General features: G+C 50.8%; 19 protein-coding genes and 11 pseudogenes. 17 read left to right on the top strand and 13 right to left on the bottom strand.

Translation table 11 applies throughout. The features are described 5' to 3' along the window. The 9 genes and pseudogenes from BG74_RS15950 to BG74_RS12385 form a co-directional block, all read left to right on the top strand. Nucleotides 1-211: 3-dehydroquinate synthase family protein (locus tag BG74_RS15950; protein WP_439895641.1), on the top strand; the 211-nt coding region annotated here is incomplete at both ends. Between the two features lie 3 nt (nt 212-214). Beyond that, nucleotides 215-442, top strand: a pseudogene (gene aroB / locus BG74_RS15955) (3-dehydroquinate synthase); the annotation flags it as partial. Between the two features lie 103 nt (nt 443-545). Then, the gene (locus BG74_RS02175) at nt 546-1,577 is read left to right on the top strand and encodes an SPOR domain-containing protein (protein WP_066596278.1); all 1,032 of its coding nucleotides are present in this window, start codon (nt 546-548) and stop codon (nt 1,575-1,577) included. Between the two features lie 84 nt (nt 1,578-1,661). Beyond that, entirely contained in the window at nt 1,662-2,474 is an 813-nt protein-coding gene (dam, locus tag BG74_RS02180) for an adenine-specific DNA-methyltransferase (protein WP_066596280.1), read from the top strand. A 50-nt stretch (nt 2,475-2,524) separates the two neighbouring features. Further along, nucleotides 2,525-3,205, top strand: a complete 681-nt coding sequence (rpe, locus tag BG74_RS02185) for a ribulose-phosphate 3-epimerase (protein WP_066596282.1) — start codon at nt 2,525-2,527, stop codon at nt 3,203-3,205. Between the two features lie 90 nt (nt 3,206-3,295). Beyond that, nucleotides 3,296-3,601 (top strand): HAD hydrolase-like protein, encoded by a 306-nt coding sequence (locus BG74_RS02190; protein WP_066596283.1) that lies wholly within the window; start codon nt 3,296-3,298, stop codon nt 3,599-3,601. A gap of 129 nt (nt 3,602-3,730) precedes the next feature. After that, nucleotides 3,731-4,735, top strand: coding sequence for a tryptophan--tRNA ligase (gene trpS, locus BG74_RS02195; RefSeq protein ID WP_066596284.1), 1,005 nt, complete (start codon nt 3,731-3,733; stop codon nt 4,733-4,735). A 649-nt stretch (nt 4,736-5,384) separates the two neighbouring features. Beyond that, nucleotides 5,385-5,807 (top strand): annotated as a pseudogene (locus BG74_RS15960) (cytosine deaminase); the annotation flags it as partial. Nucleotides 5,808-6,711: 904 nt separating this feature from the next. Next, nucleotides 6,712-6,876, top strand: a complete 165-nt coding sequence (locus tag BG74_RS12385; RefSeq protein WP_187202512.1) for a hypothetical protein — start codon at nt 6,712-6,714, stop codon at nt 6,874-6,876. A gap of 98 nt (nt 6,877-6,974) precedes the next feature. Here BG74_RS12385 and BG74_RS15965 read toward each other — a convergent pair whose 3' ends face one another. Continuing rightward, nucleotides 6,975-7,232 (bottom strand): hypothetical protein, encoded by a 258-nt coding sequence (locus BG74_RS15965; RefSeq protein WP_187202513.1) that lies wholly within the window; start codon nt 7,230-7,232, stop codon nt 6,975-6,977. 1,661 nt (nt 7,233-8,893) lie between these two features. Beyond that, entirely contained in the window at nt 8,894-10,084 is a 1,191-nt protein-coding gene (gene tsgA, locus BG74_RS02210) for an MFS transporter TsgA (RefSeq protein WP_066596289.1), read from the bottom strand. Nucleotides 10,085-10,458: 374 nt separating this feature from the next. On the opposite strand from tsgA, the pseudogene BG74_RS12395 reads away from it, so the two are divergent. The 4 genes and pseudogenes from BG74_RS12395 to BG74_RS02225 form a co-directional block, all read left to right on the top strand. Further along, nucleotides 10,459-10,830: pseudogene (locus BG74_RS12395) on the top strand (peptidylprolyl isomerase); the annotation flags it as partial. Nucleotides 10,831-11,274: 444 nt separating this feature from the next. Next, nucleotides 11,275-11,487 (top strand): hypothetical protein, encoded by a 213-nt coding sequence (locus tag BG74_RS12400; protein ID WP_187202514.1) that lies wholly within the window; start codon nt 11,275-11,277, stop codon nt 11,485-11,487. A 489-nt stretch (nt 11,488-11,976) separates the two neighbouring features. Further along, nucleotides 11,977-12,558, top strand: a complete 582-nt coding sequence (locus BG74_RS02220) for an aminodeoxychorismate synthase component II (protein WP_066596291.1) — start codon at nt 11,977-11,979, stop codon at nt 12,556-12,558. A 115-nt stretch (nt 12,559-12,673) separates the two neighbouring features. After that, a pseudogene (locus BG74_RS02225) lies at nt 12,674-13,905 on the top strand (aminotransferase class III-fold pyridoxal phosphate-dependent enzyme). Between the two features lie 391 nt (nt 13,906-14,296). On the opposite strand, the gene BG74_RS20245 reads toward BG74_RS02225, so the two are convergent. The 7 genes from BG74_RS20245 to crp form a co-directional block, all read right to left on the bottom strand. Further along, the gene (locus tag BG74_RS20245) at nt 14,297-14,449 is read right to left on the bottom strand and encodes a hypothetical protein (RefSeq protein ID WP_439895635.1); all 153 of its coding nucleotides are present in this window, start codon (nt 14,447-14,449) and stop codon (nt 14,297-14,299) included. 89 nt (nt 14,450-14,538) lie between these two features. Next, complete coding sequence (locus BG74_RS20250; RefSeq protein WP_439895636.1) at nt 14,539-14,784, bottom strand: hypothetical protein; 246 nt, start codon at nt 14,782-14,784, stop codon at nt 14,539-14,541. Then, nucleotides 14,785-14,967, bottom strand: coding sequence for a hypothetical protein (locus BG74_RS20255; RefSeq protein WP_439895637.1), 183 nt, complete (start codon nt 14,965-14,967; stop codon nt 14,785-14,787). Between the two features lie 190 nt (nt 14,968-15,157). Beyond that, complete coding sequence (locus BG74_RS20260) at nt 15,158-15,379, bottom strand: hypothetical protein (protein ID WP_439895638.1); 222 nt, start codon at nt 15,377-15,379, stop codon at nt 15,158-15,160. 174 nt (nt 15,380-15,553) lie between these two features. Next, the gene (locus BG74_RS20265; RefSeq protein ID WP_439895639.1) at nt 15,554-15,736 is read right to left on the bottom strand and encodes a hypothetical protein; all 183 of its coding nucleotides are present in this window, start codon (nt 15,734-15,736) and stop codon (nt 15,554-15,556) included. A 58-nt stretch (nt 15,737-15,794) separates the two neighbouring features. Next, entirely contained in the window at nt 15,795-16,022 is a 228-nt protein-coding gene (locus BG74_RS20270) for an FUSC family membrane protein (RefSeq protein ID WP_439895640.1), read from the bottom strand. Nucleotides 16,023-16,275: 253 nt separating this feature from the next. Continuing rightward, nucleotides 16,276-16,908 (bottom strand): cAMP-activated global transcriptional regulator CRP, encoded by a 633-nt coding sequence (gene crp, locus BG74_RS02235; RefSeq protein ID WP_066596293.1) that lies wholly within the window; start codon nt 16,906-16,908, stop codon nt 16,276-16,278. A gap of 353 nt (nt 16,909-17,261) precedes the next feature. On the opposite strand from crp, the pseudogene BG74_RS02240 reads away from it, so the two are divergent. Continuing rightward, nucleotides 17,262-17,569 (top strand): annotated as a pseudogene (locus tag BG74_RS02240) (OsmC family protein); the annotation flags it as partial. 131 nt (nt 17,570-17,700) lie between these two features. Here BG74_RS02240 and BG74_RS02245 read toward each other — a convergent pair. Next, nucleotides 17,701-18,510: pseudogene (locus BG74_RS02245) on the bottom strand (nucleoside/nucleotide kinase family protein). A 199-nt stretch (nt 18,511-18,709) separates the two neighbouring features. Then, nucleotides 18,710-18,907 (bottom strand): annotated as a pseudogene (locus BG74_RS10135) (YheU family protein); the annotation flags it as partial. Between the two features lie 133 nt (nt 18,908-19,040). Between BG74_RS10135 and BG74_RS02250 the strand changes: the two are divergent. Then, a pseudogene (locus BG74_RS02250) lies at nt 19,041-19,642 on the top strand (LysE family translocator). A gap of 48 nt (nt 19,643-19,690) precedes the next feature. Here the strand turns inward: BG74_RS02250 and BG74_RS12405 are convergent. Next, nucleotides 19,691-20,598, bottom strand: a pseudogene (locus tag BG74_RS12405) (hypothetical protein). 231 nt (nt 20,599-20,829) lie between these two features. On the opposite strand from BG74_RS12405, the pseudogene BG74_RS12410 reads away from it, so the two are divergent. Beyond that, nucleotides 20,830-21,042 (top strand): annotated as a pseudogene (locus tag BG74_RS12410) (NAD(P)H-dependent oxidoreductase); the annotation flags it as partial. Here the strand turns inward: BG74_RS12410 and BG74_RS12415 are convergent. Next, nucleotides 21,028-21,168, bottom strand: a complete 141-nt coding sequence (locus BG74_RS12415) for a hypothetical protein (RefSeq protein WP_187202515.1) — start codon at nt 21,166-21,168, stop codon at nt 21,028-21,030. The pseudogene BG74_RS12410 and the gene BG74_RS12415 sit on opposite strands and share 15 nt — an antisense overlap. 27 nt (nt 21,169-21,195) lie before the next feature. On the opposite strand from BG74_RS12415, the pseudogene BG74_RS15975 reads away from it, so the two are divergent. After that, nucleotides 21,196-22,083, top strand: a pseudogene (locus BG74_RS15975) (cation:proton antiporter domain-containing protein); the annotation flags it as partial.

The raw sequence follows: 22,083 nt of genomic DNA on the forward strand, positions 1-22,083 counted from the left end.
CCTATTGCATCCGCCGTTGCTGCGAGCTGAAAGCGGACGTGGTGGCCGCGGATGAATGTGAGCAGGGGCAGCGCGCTCTACTTAATCTCGGCCACACCTACGGCCACGCCATAGAAACCCATATGGGTTATGGTAACTGGTTGCATGGTGAAGCCGTGGCTGCCGGAATGATGATGGCGGTGCGCGTAGCGCGCCGCCTCGGCCAGTTCAGNNNGATTCGGACGCCAAGCGGGTCCGGGCGCTGTTGCTGCGTGCCGGACTGCCGGTCAGCGGGCCAGCGGAAATGGCTGTGGAAGATTATTTGCCGCATATGATGCACGACAAAAAAGTCATCGCTGGCCAGCTGCGTCTGGTGCTGCCGGTGACGCTCGGCAACGCGGAAGTGCGCGTCGGCGTAGCTGATGATATGGTGGTAGCATCGATTAAGGATTGCCAGGCCTGAGTCGGTCGGTTGCACGCCAGAGCGCGTCAGTATGGCCAGTTTAGTGTGAAACCCTTCCCGCGCACCGGCGCTGGAAAAACCCCTCTCAGTGGGAGAGTTTTATATGGATGAGTTCAAGTCAGAATACGAACTGAGACCCAATATCAGTGATCGCCTTCCCCCCCTCCAGCAGAAAGGTCCTATTGCGCCTAAAGTGCCAGTATCCAGAAAGAATTTGATGCTAGGTATCGGCATTCTGGTGCTGCTATTGCTAGTGATTAGCATTGGTTCGGCGCTCAAATCTCCATCGCATACCGATTCAAGACGCCAAGGCGCTGACAACGATGGACAGCGTAATATTGATCTCTCCGGCTCCAATACCACGCTGTCCTCCCATGGTGCTACCGCGCCTCCAGCGAACATTCCTCAGACAAACGGCTCCCCGCCTGCGGTGAGCGGTAACAATGGCGCTTCTTCTCCGCAAGAGCTGCGTGGGCCACAAGTCGCCTCAACACCAACAGAAGCCGTGCCGGTCACCACACCGAGCGGGCAGCAGCGCGTGGAATTACCAGGCAATATAGCCAATGCGTTATCCCAGCAGGGAAATCAGGTTAATGGCGTGGCCGCGCAAATGAACGGTCAGGGGGGGCCGGTTTCGATCTTACCACCCGCTGCGGCCACTCTGACACCGGGTAACCGCAGAGGTACACAACAGCACAAATCACCGGAGAAGGTACCTGCCACCGCACACCGCGAACCGAAACAAACTCCAATGGTGCTGAGCGCCGCCCACCAGACTGCCAGCGCGCTGAATGCGACCTTGAGAGCTCGAGCGCTGACCGTCTATTCGCTGTCCGCGGCCGCAGGCAGCACAGGGGGAACAATTCAATCTGCACCGGTCGGTTATTACACGCTGCAGTTAAGCAGCGCTTCGCAGCCGGCTACGCTTAACGCCTATGCGCGCCAACAGCAGTTGAGCCATTATTGGGTATATCAGACCCGCCGTGATGGCAAGCCTTGGTACGTGCTGGTAAACGGAGTTTATCCTTCGCTGTTGCAGGCCAAAAATGCGGTGGCACAATTGCCCGCTGATGTGCAGGCTAAGAAACCCTGGGCGCGGCAAATCGGTCAGGTTAAAAAGGACCAAAATAATTGATCATCCATTAAGATAGCACTGTGGAGCTATGGTAAATAAGGTACAATACACGGTTACTGAAGAGTATGAGTAAGTAGCGAAGGCATGAAGAAGAACCGCGCGTTTTTGAAATGGGCCGGCGGCAAGTACCCGCTGATTGAGGATATCCGCCGTCACCTGCCAGCGGGTGATTGCCTGATAGAGCCTTTTGTCGGCGCCGGATCAGTGTTCCTGAATACGGATTACGACCGCTACATCCTCACTGACATAAACAGTGATCTCGTCAATCTTTTCAATATCGTTAAAGAGAGTCCGAACGACTTTGTCCGCGACGCCCGTAAGTTATTTGCCGCTGACGCTAACATCTCTGAGGTTTACTACCTGCTGCGCAGCGAGTTTAATTTATGTACGCACGCCCACCGGCGTGCGGTATTGTTCCTTTATCTCAACCGGCATTGCTACAACGGCCTGTGCCGATATAACCTGAGCGGTGAGTTCAACGTCCCTTTCGGCCGCTATAAAAAGCCGTATTTTCCAGAGTTGGAACTTTACCGGTTCGCCGAGAAAGCCCGCCGGGCAGTGTTTATCTGCGAGCACTATCAGAAAACGCTCTCTCGGGCCGTACCGGGTTCGGTGGTGTATTGCGATCCGCCCTATGTGCCGCTCTCTACCACAGCGAACTTTACAGCATACCATGCTAATGGCTTCAATTTGACCGAACAGCAGAATCTAGTGTGCCTCGCTAGCCACCTGGCTCGCGAAAGCCAGATACCGGTGCTGATTTCCAATCACGATACTGCGCTGACTCGGAAATGGTATGGCGATGCGGTACTGCATCATGTCACAGCGCGACGGACCATAAGCAGCAATATCTTCGGGCGCAACAGCGTAAATGAGCTGTTGGCGTTATATCTTTGAGCAGGGTGGTCACCCTGCTGCAGACTGACCGTAACTAACGGGAGACATGGATGAAAAACTTTTTAATCGCCCCTTCTATCCTTTTCGCGGATTTCGCCCGCCTGGGTGAAAATACCGCCCGAGTGATATCCGCTGGGGCGGACGTCGTGCATTTTGATGTGATGGATAATCATTATGTTCCTAATCTAACTATGGGGCCGATGGTACTTAAAGCGCTGCGCAGTTATGGCATTACCGTTCCCATTGATGTGCATTTGATGGTGAAACCGGTCGATCGCTTGATCCCGGATTTTGCCGTCGCTGGCGCGAGTTATATTACCTTTCACCCGGAGGCATCGGAACATATCGACCGCTCGCTTCAGCTTATCAAGGACCACGGTTGCAAGGCCGGACTTGTATTTAATCCCGCCACACCCTTAAGCTGTCTTGAATATGTACTGGATAAGCTTGACGTCATCTTGCTGATGTCCGTCAATCCCGGTTTCGGTGGTCAGTCGTTCTTATCCTCTACGCTTGATAAACTGCGCCAAGCGCGGCGGCTAATCGATCTTAGCGGTAGGGATATCCGGCTGGAGGTGGATGGAGGCGTAAAAGTGGACAACATTGGCGCTATAGTTGCCGCAGGCGCCGATATGTTCGTCGCCGGCTCCGCCATATTCAGCCAGTCAGATTACCGTACCGTCATCGATGCCATGCGTCACGAATTGGCGGAAGCGACTGGAAATGCTTGAAGAACGGTATATCCACAGTATCGCGTTGCTAGGACACTCAGACAGAACCCGGACGCCGCACTTTGATGAGCATTATGCTATGCTGGGACAGTGACTGCGGGCAGTATTCTGTTTCCCGAGGTCGAGGATACGTGGGCACAGCTGGAGTTTCATGAGTTGCCGATGGCGGTGGTTACCAATAATCACATGCCCTTCGTCGCGCCGCCGCTGACCTTGCTTGGCATTGAGCTCTATTTCACGCTAATTATCGACGGCGATGATGTTTCGGACAAAAAGCCGCACCCGGCTCCGTTTTTTTCTGGAACTCGACCATTTAGGGCTTTTATGCCCGCTAGCTGCTGTTCATCGGTGATTTACGCAATGATATCCTCGCGGCTAAAGATGCCGGCTGCCTAAGCGCCGGCAGACCTATGGTATAACTACGGTGAAGCGATCACCTCGAGTCATCCGGATTATGTTCTGGACCTTTTTTGCAGATCTTTTGCTCGTGCTCGGGCTCACCTTCCATTAATCAGGACGTTTAAAATGAGTAAGCTCATCGCATTCAGCGGCGCTCAGCCGTCAGGAGAACTGACCATTGGTAATTATATAGGCGCGCTGCGTCAGTGGGTTAGTATGCAGGATGATTATGATTGTATTTATTGTATCGTTGATCTGCATGCTATCACCGTCCGTCAGGATACCCAGCAGCTGCGAAAGGCGACGTTGGATGTTCTGGCGCTGTATCTGGCCTGCGGTGTCGATCCTGCCAGAAGTACTGTTTTCATTCAGTCGCACGTGCCGGAGCATAGCCAACTGGGCTGGCTGTTGAACTGTTATACCTATTTCGGCGAACTGAGCCGGATGACCCAATTCAAGGATAAATCGGCCTGTTACGCTGAAAATATCAGCGCCGGATTGTTTAATTATCCAGTGCTTATGGCGGCGGATATTCTGCTCTATCAGACCAATCAGGTGCCGGTCGGAGAAGATCAGAAACAGCACTTGGAGCTCAGCCGCGATATCGCCAAGCGGTTCAATTCGCTGTATGGCGATATTTTTACCATTCCGGAACCATTTATTCCTAAATCCGGCGCACGGGTGATGTCATTACTGGATCCGACGAAAAAGATGTCGAAATCAGATGATAACCGCAATAACGTGATTACGTTGCTTGAAGATCCGAAATCCGTCGTCAAGAAACTTAAACGTGCAGTAACCGATTCTGACGAACCACCGTTGGTGCGATACGATCCCGTGACGAAACCCGGCATTTCCAATTTGCTAGATATTCTCTCAGGCGTGACTGGCACGCCGTTGGCTGAGCTGGAGCGAGCATTTGCCGGCAAAATGTATGGACATTTAAAAACCGCTGTCGCGGATGCGGTGTCGGAAATGCTGACCTTGTTACAAGCACGTTACCATGCCCTACGCGCCGACGAAGCCTGTCTGAATCACGTTCTGAGCGACGGGGCGGAAAAAGCCCGCGCTCAAGCCAGCGTGACCCTGGCCAAGGTCTATGAAGCGGTGGGATTTGTCGCCAAACTCTAAGTTATTTCCCTCTTTCCACGCGCGCCTAGACTGACGCCGGTATGGCTTGGGTCGGACGCGCCTTTTCCCACGATTTTTCTGCGCTGCCCAGTAAAAAATAATGAATTATAATTAGCTGTTATCCTGATGCGGTTACGCTCTATTTCAGGATCCTGATAAAAGCGAGTTAACCCATACCTAATCTCCCTGCTGTAGACTATTTAATCACGTCCGACTGGTCCTGGCGTGAAGGTTTATGGTAAATCATACTCGAACAGGGAATCATCCGCCGTCTGGCGCCGCAAAATCACGGGCAGCGGAGAGCGGGCGGCAAAGGGGTTCTCAACGCCTGATCTTGATGGCACCATAACCAATAGCGCCCCCGCCTTAACCGCCGCTCTCGATCGGACGCTTTCAGAGCAGGACATGCCCCAGATCAGCCTGGTGCGTATTGCCCACCTGGATCGACAACGGCGCCGATTTCCTGGTTGAAGTGCGCGCCGCGATGGTAGCTGGCCATACCGCCGTTTGTGGAACCTAATACTCATCTTGATAAACCTAAAACTGCCGGCGACCTGTGCTGGAGTGAGTTCGGCACGCCGTTTGAGAGCATAGCCCGCTAGGCGGAGCGCAGGCCGAGCTTAACCCACGAGGATTTCAAAATCCTCCGCGCTTTAGGGAAACCGTAGCGCCGCTGGCGCTGGAAGCCAGGATAGGCAACAGGGTCACCAGCCATACCGCCGCCATGCATTCCTATAATGGCACCTATATAGAGAGCTCGCGCCTGTTCTCGCCTACTGAAAATGTCGGGCATTAATTTCGTCGACAACCGCCTGGTGAATATTCACCTTTAGGGCCGTTTCGATGATTATCCAAAGTGCCATTGTGTCACTCCCATGAATAGATGCCGGCTCAGGGCATCAAAGGTGTCAGGAGGCGCAACCTGAGCGAATACGGCATCAAAAATGCGGTTAATCAGGCTAGTTTACTGATCCTGCCGACGGAAAATGGTTTCGATGCCGTACAGCGCCAGACGCCGCCGCGCTATATTATTCGAAGCAGGTGGGTGATAGCACAGACTCAACCGTCGTAGTCGATGCTTTGGTTGCAGGAGCCGGAGAGTGTGAATTTCCGATAAAAAGATCGGCCGTTATTGACTGTCCTGCGCTGCTTCCGCTGCCGGGGAAAGCGTAGACTTCCAGATGCTGCACTACCGTTTCTCCGATGCATTTTACCACTGTCTCAATAGCCGAGGTCATGCGATTGGCGTAATTGAGGCGCAGGTAGTGGTGGTATTTCCCGGAAGCGGAGAAAATTGGCCCCACCGTCACCTACCTGCACGCCTTTTCTTCCCAGTTGACGGTTCAGCCGCAGAGTATCAAACGCCGACGGCAACTCTAATCCACAGCAGAAACTCCTGCAGCAGGCTGATCCGGGTCGGGTCTCCGTTGGAAAATAACGCCGTATCCATTCCATCATGATATCGCGATTTAGTTGATAGCGGGCTCGTATCCGGCTTACGTGCTTAATGCTCTTGGCGCAGAAATATAGCCAACTGCTGTTGTGTAGAGGTGGCGCTGATGCCGATATATTTCATATGCAATACCTGCCCCATATTAGCGTTCCGGTTCGATCCAGTCGATACGCAATTCTAGCACCATCGTTTTGGAAAACGAACTGCATAGAAGCACCTATCTATCTTCATTAAAGGACTTGATCGTCCGCAGGTTGGAGATAGCGATAGGCTAGATCAGCATAAATATCGTCTTCGATTATGGGCGTATCGTAGTGTTGCTCCAGCGTTAACAGCGCCATCTTGTGTGTATCGGCATCAGATACCGGAGCGGATCATTACAGTTTAGCGTCAATAAGTTGGATAGCCTTGATAGGCTATTGATCGAGGGTGAACTCCAGTACTTCCAGGCTGATGCCAGTGAGGGGTCGTTAGGAATTTCTAGCGCTTTTATACTGAATCCTTTCAGGATTTTAGTGACGCCGTGAAAGCTGGGGGAATCTACCGATACAATATCCTCCGATTGACACAGCGCATGGATGGTGATCGACAGCCCTTCGTGGTAACTGGTGGTGATGATCCCCTCTGGCGCCACTTAGTTGCCGCTGTCTATCATCAAACGCGCGATTTTCTCGCTCAGGAGCAGTAGAACAGCTCAATTAATCGTAATGCAGGTTCGAATCCGGGTGGGGAGCGCAGCGCGGCTTAATAATTTACGCAGCGGTTTCAGGGTTATTGACGGTGACGTCAGGGACATCGGGACCGAGGTGAATGACATCGCACACTGCGGGTGAGTGTAATACCAGATCCTATTGCGAAATTTCCACCGGTCGCTGCTCTGGCCTGCACATCTCCGGCAGTGCCAGTAGCCTGTCTGCTGACAGACGAAATATCCTGATTTAGGCGGGCGGTGATTAACTGACGGTGTTCCAGCATCCGATAAGCCTGATGTACGGTACTAATTACCATCGTCTGGCCAATATCATCGGAGACCGCATTTAACAAGGTCTATACAGTAGTCGTAGCCAGCGGTTCACACTCAGTGCGCACACTGAGTGTGAACCGCTTTCTCAGCATTAGTTATAAATGCCTCATACAGATAGCCAACAGAGAGGATAAACCAGTGCAGATTGCGCATTAGATACCATTTTATTTTAATTTTTATTAAAATAGTGCATTTCTGAATCTGTACTATTACAGGGCAATCTTTCATCATATTTCCTATCAACCTGGCTACAGGAGCTATGATGAAAATGTCACCGTAATGCCTTACCGCCGCAATACTGGAAGTAACTGACCCCGTCCTTCGCCTGTCCTCCCTTAGTTGGTCAGGTTTTGCACTCTGTAGTTGGGCACGATTACGACCTTGACTGCTCTACCGGTGCGACAAACGGATCCTGTTAGCTCTCAACGATGATTAATCACGGGATATTAGTCTGATGTGTGACAATATCCAATATTATAACAAAGTACTGCATTAGCATTGGCGCGCAGCGGCGATAAAAGCACCACGGCAGGGGATAAGGACATCCGAGAGGTATGCGCTCATTCTGGGCATATGGCGCACAGGCGCTATCGGTAACGCCACCCGATCGTTTGAAGAATAAGTACTCTACTCTGGGTCGCCTTATTATGCTAGCCTGTGGTGAACAAAGGCTATCATCGACTAGCGGTATGGCGTGCCCGACGATGTCTCAAACATCGAGACTAGAGAATTAGATAGGCAGTTGATCGTAGCGCCGCCAGCGGTAAGTTGGGGACCAAGACCTTAGCAGATGGCGAACAGTCCAATCACCATAAAGCCGGCGTTGCCTTAATTACCATTAAGAGATGGTACCAGTCCGCCAGAGGGAAGGGAGACCTGTAGATCGAGCTATTTCGCCAGCAGTCCTACGGCCTTAATCCCGCCGATAACCAGCGCCACTACTAGTACTGAGATGGCGGTTACGTCATATTGTAATAAAGTTTGCGCTGCGGTTTATTCAGCGCCATTAGCAATAGAAAACTACTGGAAACGGCCGAGCCTATCAGCCCGCGTAGCTATACAGCCAGCCCTTGTGGTCATGGAAGGCAGAAGCCGTCAGCTTAATAGTCAATGTGGCCAGAATGACAATAATTGAATGTCCTATAAGGAAAGAGCGCCCCACCTATGTCGGGTGCTTATCCTGCTGCATTATGGTGTCGATGGCGGCGATATGGTCGGCGTCGACGTCGACTGCGTAGCTACAAGCGAGTAGACTGGCTGCGATAATGGCGCTATTGTGTCCGAAAGCGAATAGCTCCCAGGTCCAGATAAATAGACTAGCCCTAATCAGAGCCGCTAACAATGGCGGAGCTCGGGAAACGGTAGGAAGGTTCCGATCATGGTCACAAGGTCCTTATAGACAGGGAAAAAGTAGACAGGGAAAAGTTAACTTTCGTCCACACGACACGAGGGCGAATAGGACATCCGGTCGTCATACTGACGGTGTCTGGTGCAACCGCTGTCGGCCCCTCCTACTCAAACCTTTGCTAGCAAGTATACCCCAGCTGATGCGCAGGACTACTATGACATGATAGAGATAAGTGAATAAACAGACGATATTGAGTTGTAACCAATGAACAGCCAAGCCATACCGCGGCGACGTTATCCAGCGCCGGCTTGACTGGCAAGCTAGTGCGCAGTATCAAACAATCGTTTGACTGTGGGTACGGTGGCGGCTAACGAATCCCAGTAGCAGGCATAGAACGAATACCGTGACATACAGCAGATTGGAGGTTTGCAGCGCCGCGCTCACGCCATAATGAGCCACGATAGGGCCGGTTACGATAAACGTTAGCATGGTGCCAATGGTGCCACAGGTCAAGATAAAATTGACCAGTCTGGGGGATGTCACTCGGGTTTGCTGCGAACCAAGCGTGATGATGGTAGTGTAAATCGCGCTGGAAACAAAACCCAGCGCCAGCAAACACCAGGGTAACCAGGTGGGATTGTCGACATGGATGAATAGATACATGAAGGCTGCCGAAAGCGCCGCAAGCAAGGTCACGATGCGCTGTAAATCAAAGAAACGCAGCAAAGCGCTAAAGACCCACATTCCGACCATGTAAGCAGTCCAGAAATAACTGACCAACCCGCCGGCCTGCTGGATATTCATTTGGAAACGCGTCGTCGCGTATTCCGGCACCCAAGAAATAAAACTGAGCTGGCCCAAGATATAACAGAGCGCGGCTAGAGCAAGCAGCGCCACGCCTGGTCCCCAATTTTCCCGGGTCTGCAGCGTCTGACAGACGATAGAGGCGGCGCGGGATTTTAGCACGGGAAAATCCGACAGTAGGGTAAGGACAAAGATCATCACGTAGACCATGCCGATACAGGCATAAACCCAGTACCAGGTGATATGGCGTGCTAGCAGCACGCCGGCCAGCATGGGGAACAGGGTACCGGCCATACTGAAGAATGAGTCGGTAAACAACAGGCACGAGCCGCGCTGCCGTCCCGCATACAGATGGGTAATAAGGTAAGTGCCGATGGACATGGTAATGCCGCTGACCGCGCCCAACACAAACATCGACAGGGAGAATACCATCAAATTATGGCCGCTCATCAACCCCAGAACCGCTAGCATCATCAGCAAAAATCCGAACATCAACTGTTGTTTCAAGGGGATTATCTCCATCAGCCAGGCATTAAGAAATATTGCCGCTAAAATACCTGAATTTAGGAAAGTGAAGGTATTGCTCATACTGGAAACTGGTAACTGGAAATAGTCGGCGATATTGCCTAGTACTACGCTGGTGACAATCACCAGCGCGCCGGTTAACCCATAAGAAAAAAAACTAATCCATGTTAGTCTTAATTTGTTGTTTTTATTCATTATAAACCTAATTCTAGTCTGATGAAGACCGGTGAATACGGGTCTGGAAACGGATATCACCCTGCTTGTGTTCGCGGGAAGCCGCGATACTATCATGACTTATTTATTATTTGCTGTTAAATGTCTAGCAGATAATATCCTGCCCGGCGGCAAGTAGAAAAGATGGGCGCCTCATCACAGTTTGACCGACATCAGAGTGAATACTCCGTTACGTAAAAAAGTAAATAGTTGGCACACTCCTGAAGCGGATCTTTAGAATTTAATCGCTTCCTGTGGCCTTTTCTTTTGAAAATAATAATGTACAAACGCTCTCTGGACGACCTCTACTACCTTGCTTACCCTGACATGTTCTACGGATGTTTATTCCGCAGCACGGGATTCCCAATGTACTGATGACTACTTTAGCAGGCAACATCGAGCTGGAAGTAGATAGCGTTAAAGCGCCGTTTTCGGCGAAAAACTTCGTGCAATACGTCAACAACGGTTTTTATAACAACATTATTTTCCACCGCGTAATCCCCCGGTTTCATGATCTAGGGTGGCGGATTCAAACAGGACATGTCGCAAAAGCTGAATCAGGCGCTGATTAAAAATGAAGCCGACAATAGCCTATGCAATACACGCGGCACAATTGCCATGGCGTGTGTGTACCGCTGATAAAGACAGCTCTACCAGTCAATTTTTTATCAACATGACCGACAACTCCTTCCTAGAATCACGGCCAGCGCGATTTCGGTTATGCCATGCTACTTCCTCGTCTGGATCACGCCAGCCCTCTTCGCCTTTCATGGCGAAGCCGCTAATGAATGTTATACTTATTCTTTCTACGAAACCTGCAGTATCTGATACAGGAGCGGCTGATGAAAAAAATGACCAAAAGCAAATAGCGCAGTTATTTGCAAAACGACGGCACGTTAGTACCCGGCGCTCGAAGCCTATAGCATTGCGTCGGTCACGCTGGAAAGCGAAGCGTTGTCCATAAGCCTAGACGCTCTGTCTGAGGAAGAATTATGGACGATAAAATCGGTGACGACCGCGATCCCTATTTTTATCTGGGTCTGAAGGTGCTGCACAACGCCCTGAACATTAATGAAGCCGTGGGGCTACACAAGAAGTGGAATTAGCGCTAACTGTGCTGCGCGCCGACTCGTTAGCACTGGGACTCGCAAGTATTGGGTTGCCTTAGCTGTGTGCTATACATCATACACTTTTCCAAGATATCTATCCTTGGCTGGCTGGGCCAATTGCGCAACGTCGATATTCATCAAAACGATATCTTTTTTTGTCACTTCGCCTATCTGGAAACAGAGGGAAACGGTTGCGCGCTAATGAGGCCGGCGCGTTTGGCGATCCCGGCGCCGCTGTGCGATTTGTTCAGAATGGCGGTGAGCGGAGCTGGGTGACGATGTGTGACGCCTCTGCTACCTACCGCCTACCCCTCGCGGCGCAGAGCCCGTGCTACCCGTGGTGCCGACGCTTCAAGCTTGCGCCGTCACCTGAATTGTGGGCGTCCGTACGGTATCTACATCTGTGATGGGAGCGTTGCTTAATTATCTAGGCTGTGGTGGTGCCTTAGCTTATCCCATCGCCCAACACGTTAACGCCCACATTTGAACGGGATCAGCGCCGGGTTTCTACCTTAGTTCAGGCCGCCGCATTTCGCGTAACACTAATGCATGTAGGCAAAGCGATTCAGCTCCGATACCCAGATTACTCCTGGAATCGGTCGACGTTCTGTCTTTTCGTCTTTCCATCCTGGACAATGTATCAATGGTCGTAGTCATGTCACCACCGTTGTTATACACTCGCAGCTCATCAAGGTTCGGTACCGGGGCCGGGGCCCGCAATGACCTGGCAGCAAAGGAGCAATAGGCTGTGTTTCAAGGAGTATTATGAATAGATTGCTAATAATAGATAATTACGACTCATTCACCTGGAATCTCTATCAGTATTTCTGTGAACTGGGGACTCAGGTGATAGTACGCCGCCATGACAGTCTGGATATCGCGGATATTGAGCGGCTGTCACCGGCTCGTCTAGTCATATCCCCCGGCCCGGGTACCCCGGACCAGGCAGGTATCTCCATAGCCGCTATTCTCCATTTTGCTGGCAAGCTGCCCATTTTGGGAGTTTGTCTTGGGCATCAGGCTATCGCGCAGGCGTTTGGCGCCCGCATAGTCCACGCGCGCAAAGTCATGCACGGTAAGACCTCCGTTATCCGCCACGATGGTAAAGGGGTGTTTGCTAGCCTGACACAGCCGCTGACGGTAACACGTTATCACTCGCTGGTGATTGACGCAGCCAGTGTACCGTCCTGTCTAGCGGTAACCGCCTGGAGCCAGCGCGAGGGAAAGCCTGATGAAATTATGGCCATCCGCCATCGCTCCTTGCTGTTGGAGGGTGTACAGTTTCATCCTGAAAGTATAATGAGTGAACAAGGTCACCGGTTGCTGGCAAATTTTCTCGACCGCTAACGGCAGTCTAATTTGTATTTCTCCGGCGATAGCACTTGACTTGGATATTATTTAATATTAATATTTTTATATATATTTTCATTTCTTATCTCATATTAGACAGAGTAAACGCCTTATGAAAACAGACGATGCCGCAGTCACCTGGGAAACATTCGATCAAGTCATTTTGCCGGTTTATGCACTCGCCCAGTTCATTCCGGTGAAAGGCAAAGGCAGCCTGGTTTGGGGTCAGTAGGGCAAGGAATATGTCGATTTTTCTGGCAGCATCGCAGTCACCCCGTTGAGGTACTGTTATTCGGTGTTAGTGGCAGGGTAAAAGAAAAACACAAGGGGAGATGTTATAGCACACCATAACATCGTCACTAACGGGCCGGTGCCACTCTTGGCGCGTAAGCTTATTTATGCAACCTTTGCCAATCGCATGTTTTTCGGCAATTCCTGCGGCGAGGCGAACGAGGCGGCGTTTAAACTGGTGTGTCATTACCACCCACCATAGTCCATATAAGACTAAAATCATTACGTTTCATAACTCATTTCACGGCTGCACGTTGTTTACTGTATTGGGGGTAGCCGAAGTATTCGTATAGTTTCGGGCTAAATACTGTCGGATATCGTCCATATATCGTTTAGAAACCCCGATGCAGTGAAAGTTGTTATCGACGAATCACACTTGCGCTATTGCCCTCGAGCTGATCCAGAGGGAAGAGGGAAAATGGAAGAGGAGAGCAATAACCCCGGTAGCACCGGGGTTATTGCTCGGCGTATGAGAGTTGTGCGATCGATAAGTATCAGGCGCTGCTGGTGATGGACGAAGTGCAATACGGCATGGACCACAGCGGCAACCTATTCATCTATATGCATTTATATGCATTATAGCGTGCAGCCGGATATTATCACCACTACCCAAAAGCGCTGGGGCAGTTTTCCGATAAGCACAATATTGACCACCGAAAACATCGCGTCGACCATGGCAATCATGACATGACGTAAGGCGGTAACTCGCTGGCCTTTGCAGTGTTTGAAGTAGTGTTGTATGTTATCAATTTGCCGGAGGTGCTCTAGCCGGTATCAACGAACGCCATGAAAGCTTTATCCAGGGGCGCTGCATGGTATTAACGAAAAATATCAGGTAGTCACGCAGGTGCGCAGTATGGGTATGGGGCTTACTGCTTAGCGTAGAGCTGGCGCCGTGCTAGTTATGGATGGGTGCTGGATTTCCTGCACGTAGCCATCCTGGAAGGAGTTATGATTCTCAATGCCGGCCCCGACGTGATCGCGTTTGCGGATATCGACGAAGGCTTGACGCGGTTTGAGAAAGCTGTAGCGCAGGTGACGGGCGCAGCCTGACAGAGGGACAACGGGAACGCCGGCGCCGCATAAGCGTTCCTACCTTCCGCCACTTTTCTGCTTGAGTGGTTTATCACGCGTCCGGCGCAGCGCTTTCAACCCCGGCACTTCGGAGCGTTTTGCTAGGACGCTATTGATATCAGCCATTCTGAGCCGGCAACGTCCTAGTGCCGGCAGCGCCGGCAAAGGCGCTAGTTCGGCAGCGTGTCGTGTAAACGACGTACGAGCTAGAAACTGTGCTGAGGTCGCTGAGGCTACGGCGCCGACGAAATTGTATGCATCACGATGAGATGAAACAAATGCGCCGCAAATGGCATTCCATTAGCGTCACTGCCTGACCATGGGATTATCATCGGTGTTAAAAATACCTGGATTTTCGGTGCTCAGGCCGCTATATTTCAGCCGTTGCTGACAGCTTGGCAGCGCCAACCTCGCAGGAGAATAAATAGTCGTCCGATAACCTATCGATCAGAATATAGTGATCGCGCACCAGTGTCGTCATGGTATTGATATGTTGGACAATAAACTGACTATGGGTGACCAATAAGCGAATATCGCTCAGACAGCGGGAGTTAAAACCCGGCTCCTGATCGCCTGGCTTAGGGAAGTGAATAGGGCATTATATGCCTGGCATTATACGCCTGATTGACTCGCATGCGGGCAATGAGCCAACACGGGCGCGCCCGGATCCGGATCGGTCTGTAGAAGCAGCGGCAGCGCTTCTTGATACCGCTCCAGCGCTTGATAGGCGTTTTGTGTAATAGCCTGCTTTGCCATTGCGGCCACAGCTACAGTGTGCCGACAAAAGCCAGCATACAGCCAATCAATGTATCCCACCAGCCGTGACAGCAGGAAATGTGCGCCGTTCAACGACAGCAACTATAAGGTATACACGACCACCACCATCATACCGGTCACATCGCCAGACCGCAATTTTTGCGCAGTACTAAATAGCCAGTCAAAGGTCACTACCAGTATGCCGGTCGGGATGACGCGGTCGCTCATCTTTAACTGGAGAGTACCCGCGGCGATTCCCAGACCCGCCAGGGGTACCAGCACCATATGCTGAATAAGTACCGGGTCATGTTGTAATTTTTCTGACTGACAAACATAATGATCATTAGGATCCAGTCAGGTTTTAGCAGATTGAAAACCATGCCCAAAATACTGCCGACTGCTAGCATGAGGCCTAAGAGAGGGCGGCGTTACGTAGCGCTATCGATTTCAAGGAGCAGTAATTTTGCAGCGCTGGCTAGAACGGCAACTGCTGCTGGTTATCCGCCATCACATCGCGATGATAAAAGGGACGCTGGGAACGCAATAGGCGGTAGATACGGCTGAAATGGAAATAGCAGAACTGGCCTACTGAATTATCCGGATGTTGGTGGGCGACTTTTTCTAGGGCCGAACACGTACGCATCTGTGGAAAACCGGTCAGGATAGCGATGATAGAGAATATCGTCCGCCAGGACAAGAAGCTGAGTGGCGAAGATACACACGTTGTAGCGCAACACCACTTCGGCGTGGCTTTACTGCTGCACCAGCTTTTGCACTTCATCCGTCTGATGCAGATGTCTGATATGCAGACTCACCGCAAATGCTCTTGCAGATCTAATGCGACCTGAAAGGCGCACACCAGTCTTTTGTACTAGCTGAGATGGTTGGCTGAGAACATGTGCAATTGCTGATATACCTGCGCAATCTGGTCGATGACCTTCTCTGCTGGCAGGCAAACAGCAGTAGGAGCGTACTGTCCGGATCGGTGTGCTGAGTTAGCAGACTGTATTTTGCTTTCGATATAATCCACCAGTTCGCAGTAAAGTAGATTCAATATCTCAGCACCTCATATGTATCGGCTGCTCTTTTGCCACAACCGGAACCACATCGCATTAAACAACCCTATACCAGGCCGTCCCCGCTAAATGGAGCATCGACGACAGCCAAAGCGGAACATTTCCGGTCAGCCCTAAAGTAAATACTGCGACAATCAGCGATGCCGACAGTAAGCGACCCATACAAGCCGGTTTATTTCGCCGCTTACGCCGAACAGCAATGCCAACCACACAGCATGAGCTTAATAGCAGATGGATTAAAATACTGATCAAGGCAAACAGCAAGCCACCGGACTACCAGCCGCTTAAAGAAGTGCTTATAGATTTGATCGAGCCAGGCTAAGCTATATCAACAGGCGGGCACCAGCGAGAACAGCAGACTTACTGCAGGCTGCCGGACATCAGTCCGATGGCGACCGGCAGGCAGAGCACAGTGGTCTGCCGCAGGACATAATTTTCGGGATGGCAGATGAGTCTGTGCCACATAAGTCAACTAATGAGGCACGGCTATCATGATCATGCCCATGGTGAAAAGGGATTAGCGGGTACCGTAAACCACAATAGTTTTTCCATGGGCAGAGATGAGACTCTGATCCTCAAGCATTTTCAGAATACGGCCGACTGTTTCCCGTGAACAGCCGACAATCTGGCCGATTTCTTGGCGGGTGATTTTTATTTGCATACCGTCCGGGTGGGTCATGGCGTCCGGCTGCTTGGTTAAATTCAGTAACGTTTGCGCGATACGCCCTGTTACATCCAGGAAAGCCAGGTTGCCGACTTTCTCAGAGGTCACCTGGAGGCGGCTGGCCATTTGTGAAGATAGGCGCATCAGAATATCGGGATTGACCTGAATTAGCTGGCGAAATTTCTTGTAGGATATCTCGGCCACTTCGCAGGCTGTTTTCGCCCGCACCCATGCGCTGCGCTCCTGCCCATCTTCAAACAACCCTAATTCGCCGATAAAATCGCCTTGATTAAGATAGGAGAGGATCATCTCTTTGCCCTCTTCGTCCTTGATAAGCACTGCGACGGAGCCTTTGACGATATAGTAGAGCGTTTCTGCCTTTTCACCCTGGTGAATCAACGTACTCTTCGATGGATACTTATGAGTATGGCAATGAGACAGGAACCATTCAAGAGTCGGGTCCGTTTGCTGTTTGCCGATAACCATTCGCTGTTATCCTCTTTTGTCATCGCCCGCCCTGTTTATGAACGGCGTATTCCATGTAAGGTAAGGTGTTATTATGATGTTATTCTGATTATAAAAGGAACATAGAAAGGGAATTTATCATGGTCCAATGCTATGCTGATGACGGTTCGATCGCTCTTTTGCTCTTTCACTGTCGGTGAGCTCGATCCTGCCTTGTTTTCTAGTCTAACTTTAAGAGACTGTCTTATGTTGTCTCTCTTCAGCATGATGTATCTGTAGTTATATTGCCAGTTTGGCGGTAAAAAAATAGTCTTTTACAAAGAATATTATCAGGAGGTAACGATATGCAAGCGCGAGTAAAGTAGGTTGAAGGGTTGTCTTTATCGGCGAATCCGTCTCTGGCAGCCCGATTATCATGGATGGCATCATCGGCGAAAAAGCCCCTAGTCCGATGGAAATGCTGCTTATATCCGCCGGCAACTGTGGCGTAATTGATGTGGTATAGATTTTGTAAAAGAGCCACGCCGGTGTGTACACGACTTGTGAAGTCAAGTTAACCTCGACACGCCGCGAGGAAACACTGCCTATGCTTACCTATATCAATTTGCATTTTATCATCACTGGCCGCGATTTGACGAATAAGATCGTCGAGCGCACGGTCACGCTATCGGCGGAAAGTTTTGAGGTACGTCACCTAGACTGATATGCGGAGCGGCGCTTTGATGCTGGGGCGCGGTGTCTGCATGAAACTACTTAGCGAATCCGTTTCCCTTCTAGCAATTTATTGACTATATGAGCCATAATAAGTTCCATTTATATGTACATTTTTCCGACCGGAAATACCAGTGTATTGATATTAGAAATTAAAGATCCATTTAGCATTGCTAGTAAATAAGGAAAATCAATGTCGTCTAGACCACGGAAGTGAATAAATACAAAGCCTTCGTCTAGCGACAGGATCGTCTTGGCGGTGAACAGATTGGAGGTATCCATCGTCGATACCCCCGCTGAAAGTTGATATGGGTACGGGAAAATTGCTGTGTGATAGAATTGATATAGTCTTCCATGGATCGCACTATGGAATCCATGATCGCTTTACAGGAGCGGCTACGCTTGTTAGTATCGCGCACCAATTTCTGGATTCACTCTAGATTGACTATTGGCACTACCCTCACCGGAAAATCCACATGCCGTGCGACGTCATTATACTCGGTCACAGCGGCGCTGTTCAGCCCTTCGTAGAACAGGACATTGGTAGGCTCCGGCAGGAGCTTTCAAAGGTGCCGGAGACCTGATTATGGAGAACCGCTTCGTCTATAGGTATGCAAATATTTGCGCGGCCTGCCCGCGTCCGTTTTCGCCATAGTGATAAACGTTCTCTACAACAGGAAGTTATTCGCATCTGGGCCGAAATAACTTACGTGCTAGCCTAAATCGCGCGCTTTAAGAGTTGCTATGGCCAATTTCTGGCCGAGTGAAGTGATGAAAGCTATCTCCTTCCAGCAGCTCCGGCGGCGCCAATGTTCAACTATTGAAAGATTTTGCGAAAAGCCCCAGGCTGGTGGTCTTGGTACCAGCGCTGCTGGAGCCGGTAACCACAATAATAGGATGTTGTGCTGACATGATGAGACCTTAATCAGAGTTGATATCTCTGTCAGATAAAGTTGAGCGGGCAAAGGTTATTGTTATCATGTTTGGGGCCGCAGGGTCACCATCGCGAGACTTGCTAGTTTTCGCCATGCTGACGCCGGGCTGGGCGACCTGGCGCAGTGGTGGCAGGGCAGAACTGCATCGGTGCTGTTAATCGCGGAGGAACTGAGCCGCGTGGCATGATGTTAATACTTTCGTGCAGTTCCGACAACACCAGCACCGCTTCGCCGGATTGTACCAGGTGTAAATCCGCTACCTTTCGCTGCAGGCTTTATTCCTGCTTGCTATAATCCGTGCCTTCGCTCAGCACAAAAGATTTGATCAGATTATACAGCGTGGTGGGATTGATCTGCTCCCAGAGAATGATTATTCTCGGCGTTTCTCCAGAGTGGTTATCGGGGAAATAATGGCGTGACGAAATATCACCGACAATTCGCTTGCTGAATCGGCATCGTGCTGTTAATTGCATAAGCGTCATTGTCAGGAGAAATAGTGCGGGATATATGGAAATGGGTCTGTTTTTATCGATGCTGATTTTTCTCTGGGTTGCTGCTTATTACTCCTTATTCTAATAACATGTTGCCTACGGCCTTGGCCTCCCGTTTCTGTTTTTGGTGTTCCATACTGCTGATGCTCGGCATGCAGTATGTGTTATTGCTGGTGGCTTGCGGCGTCAGAAGTTTCATTACACTCTATTCCTCCCTGCACTTTACGCTAAAATTCGCCGGCAGCTTCCACTATCTGTTGTGGTTTTCGTGGAAAATCGTCACCGCTTATGAAAAGCTGCGTATCGCTATGCCGCCACGGCCAGTACCATTTTATCAGGACGACCTGCTATAATTTTTCAATCCGAAAGCCTGGTTGACGGCTATCAGCGTAGTGGCAAGCTTTAGCCTGACTAGGGAAGCGTACCCGGATCTGGTGATAGCGATAAGCATCGTCATCGCCGCTGTCAATGTTGTTATTGTATCCGGCGCCATCTAGCTGGTCTTTGGTACAGTGATCGGTCGGCTGCTGAAAGGGATGGCGCCCAGGTCTAGGCGCTGTTCAATCTGGCCGTGGGGCTACTATCCGCGGCCTCTGCGTGCTGCTGATTTGGCGCTGAGCATTATTATTCTGCGCTAAATGCTTGCGACAGCATTTAAAACTGTTCCTAAGCTTCCAGCCAGCCTAGTTCCGATTCCTCCAGCACCGATTTCAGTTTTCCTTGCCGCTGTAGACATTCTTTCAGTTCGCTTTTGCAGGCACTCTCGTACATTGCGCTGTCGTCCAGCCGGCCTTCCGACTCTGCCAGCTCCGCCTCAAGCGTAGCTAACTGCTGTTCATAGCGGCCGATGGCCTGACGCATCGGCTGAGTCTCTTTGTAAAATTCCGCCTCGCCGTAGCTTCTGATTTTTGCGCGTGGGCGCTGAAATTCGGCCAGCCACTGCTGATAATTCTCTAGGTCGCCGTCAAAGGCCGAAACCTGGCCGTCATCACCAGGTAAAATTCATCGGTGGTAGAAGCAAAGTAGATGGCGATCGTGGGATACGGACCACAAGCATGCCGGCGAAGTCGACAAGCGCTTCGGTGAGCGTCTGTCGCATATCCATGTCCAGCTGGTTGGTGGGTGGTTTATCAAGCAACAACAGATCAAAGAGATATCAGAGAGGCACAGCAGGGCTTGCGCGAGATTAAGGTGCATGCGCCGGCTGCCAGAGAAAAGTGCACTGTTTGCGTCAACTACGGCTGGCTGAAACCCAGACCACTCAGAAGGCTTTCAGCGCGCGCGAGAATGATCTAAGCGTCGATTGTGTCCAGTTTACCGTGTAGCGTTATGGTATGGCCATCTTTTTTTATTGGCAACAAGTAATGCAGATTCGAGCTGACGATATTCCCGGTCGCCATTAATAACATATTCTAGTGCCGGCCCGTCAAAATAGGGGTTTTCCTGATTAACCTAGGCTATCGCCTAGTTCGCGGGTATGCTAGGCTGGCGCTGCCAGCGTCGGCGTCGATGCTGAGTTCTTTTTTTCAGCAACATAGCAGCGTGGATTTACCGCAGCCGTTTTTGCCAACCAACTAGACTTTTTTTCACGTGTTGATCGTGGTTGTGGCGTTAATCCAGCAGTGTGCGGGTACCGTACTGAGATGAATGTTCAACGAGAAGAAAACAATCATAAAGTGCCATCGTTAGAGTATGTTAATTTGGCATAGTTGAATATCAAATAGTATATATCCCATCCTGAGGACTAGGATTCGGTGGCGAATTAGGCGTTATTCAAGGTTTGTGGCAACGCCCCAACGCCCAGCCATGTCACTGTACATGATCTGTATGCACATTATCCGGATTTTTTTATCGATATACCTCACGAACAATAGCTGCTACGCGATAACTAGGTGATCGTGTTCCAGCGTCCTTTGTACATCTACAGCTGTCCCGAGTTACTCAAGGAGTGACTGGATATCGTGCTGATCCGTGGCTTCGCCAGTGGTGTCGGCGACGACGCGCTAGCCGGCAAACACTAGCGGTCGATTATCCCTGTCGGCGATACCAAGAGCGCCCATCAGACCATAGGGGTAGATACGGCGGGTATGCTGCATCCTTTCGCCCTGATTATTAGGCTGTACCGTATGCGCGCTGGCTGTCATTACTGTTGACGTCGGAGGGCGAACACCATGGGGAGTAATTCCTCTTTTCTAATTGCAGTAGTGCTGTTTATTTTCGCCGCCACGGTGGTGGCGGGGTGCCTATCGCGCAGCGGTCAGCATCGGCGCACTTAAGCTATCTGGCAACCGGCATCGCCATCGGTCTCTGGGTTTTATTCGCGATGTCGACGAGATCCTGCATTTCTCGGAGTTGGGGCTGTGTTTTTGATGTTCATCATCATCGGACTGGAGCTTTGAACCCCGCTAAGCTCTAGCATTGACGGCATTAAATGTTCGGTGTCGGCGCCGTACAGGTGGCTATCACTACGGCGTTGCTGATGGCAGCGCTTACCTTCACTATAATGCGCTGGCAGGCGGCGCATATCAGCAGCATCGACCTGGCCATATCCTCAACCGCCATTGCGCTGCAGTTGATGCGCGATAAAGGCATGAACCGCAACAAGGGCAAACAATTGGGTTTTTCAGTGTTACTGTTTCAGGGGGTATAGCCGTGATCCCGGAGCTGTCGTTTATTACGTTTATTTCCAACGGCGGGGGGTCGGTGGGGGAACCGCGGAATACGGCGATTGGATGAAAATCGGCATCAATATAGCGATGTTTTTCAGTATTCTGGTAGGCGGATACTATCCTGCTTGCTGCGTCCGCTGTTTTGCCATATCGCCTCTTCGAATATGCGCGAAGTTTTCACCGTTGCCAGCCTGCTGCTGATGCTGAGAGCCGCGCTGTTGGCAGAAAGCGGGCGCCCCGTCACGAGCTCGAAATCGCCATTGAGCCGGTTAAAAACGGGCTTGCTACTGGTGCTGTTTTTTATTTCGGTAGGTGTCGGTATAGCCCTGAATCTCAGCATTTTGTATGTGCATGTGCTGACGGTGCTGGCTGGGATCGCCATACTGGCGG

The organism is Sodalis-like endosymbiont of Proechinophthirus fluctus, assembly GCF_001602625.1.
Lineage (GTDB): Bacteria > Pseudomonadota > Gammaproteobacteria > Enterobacterales > Enterobacteriaceae.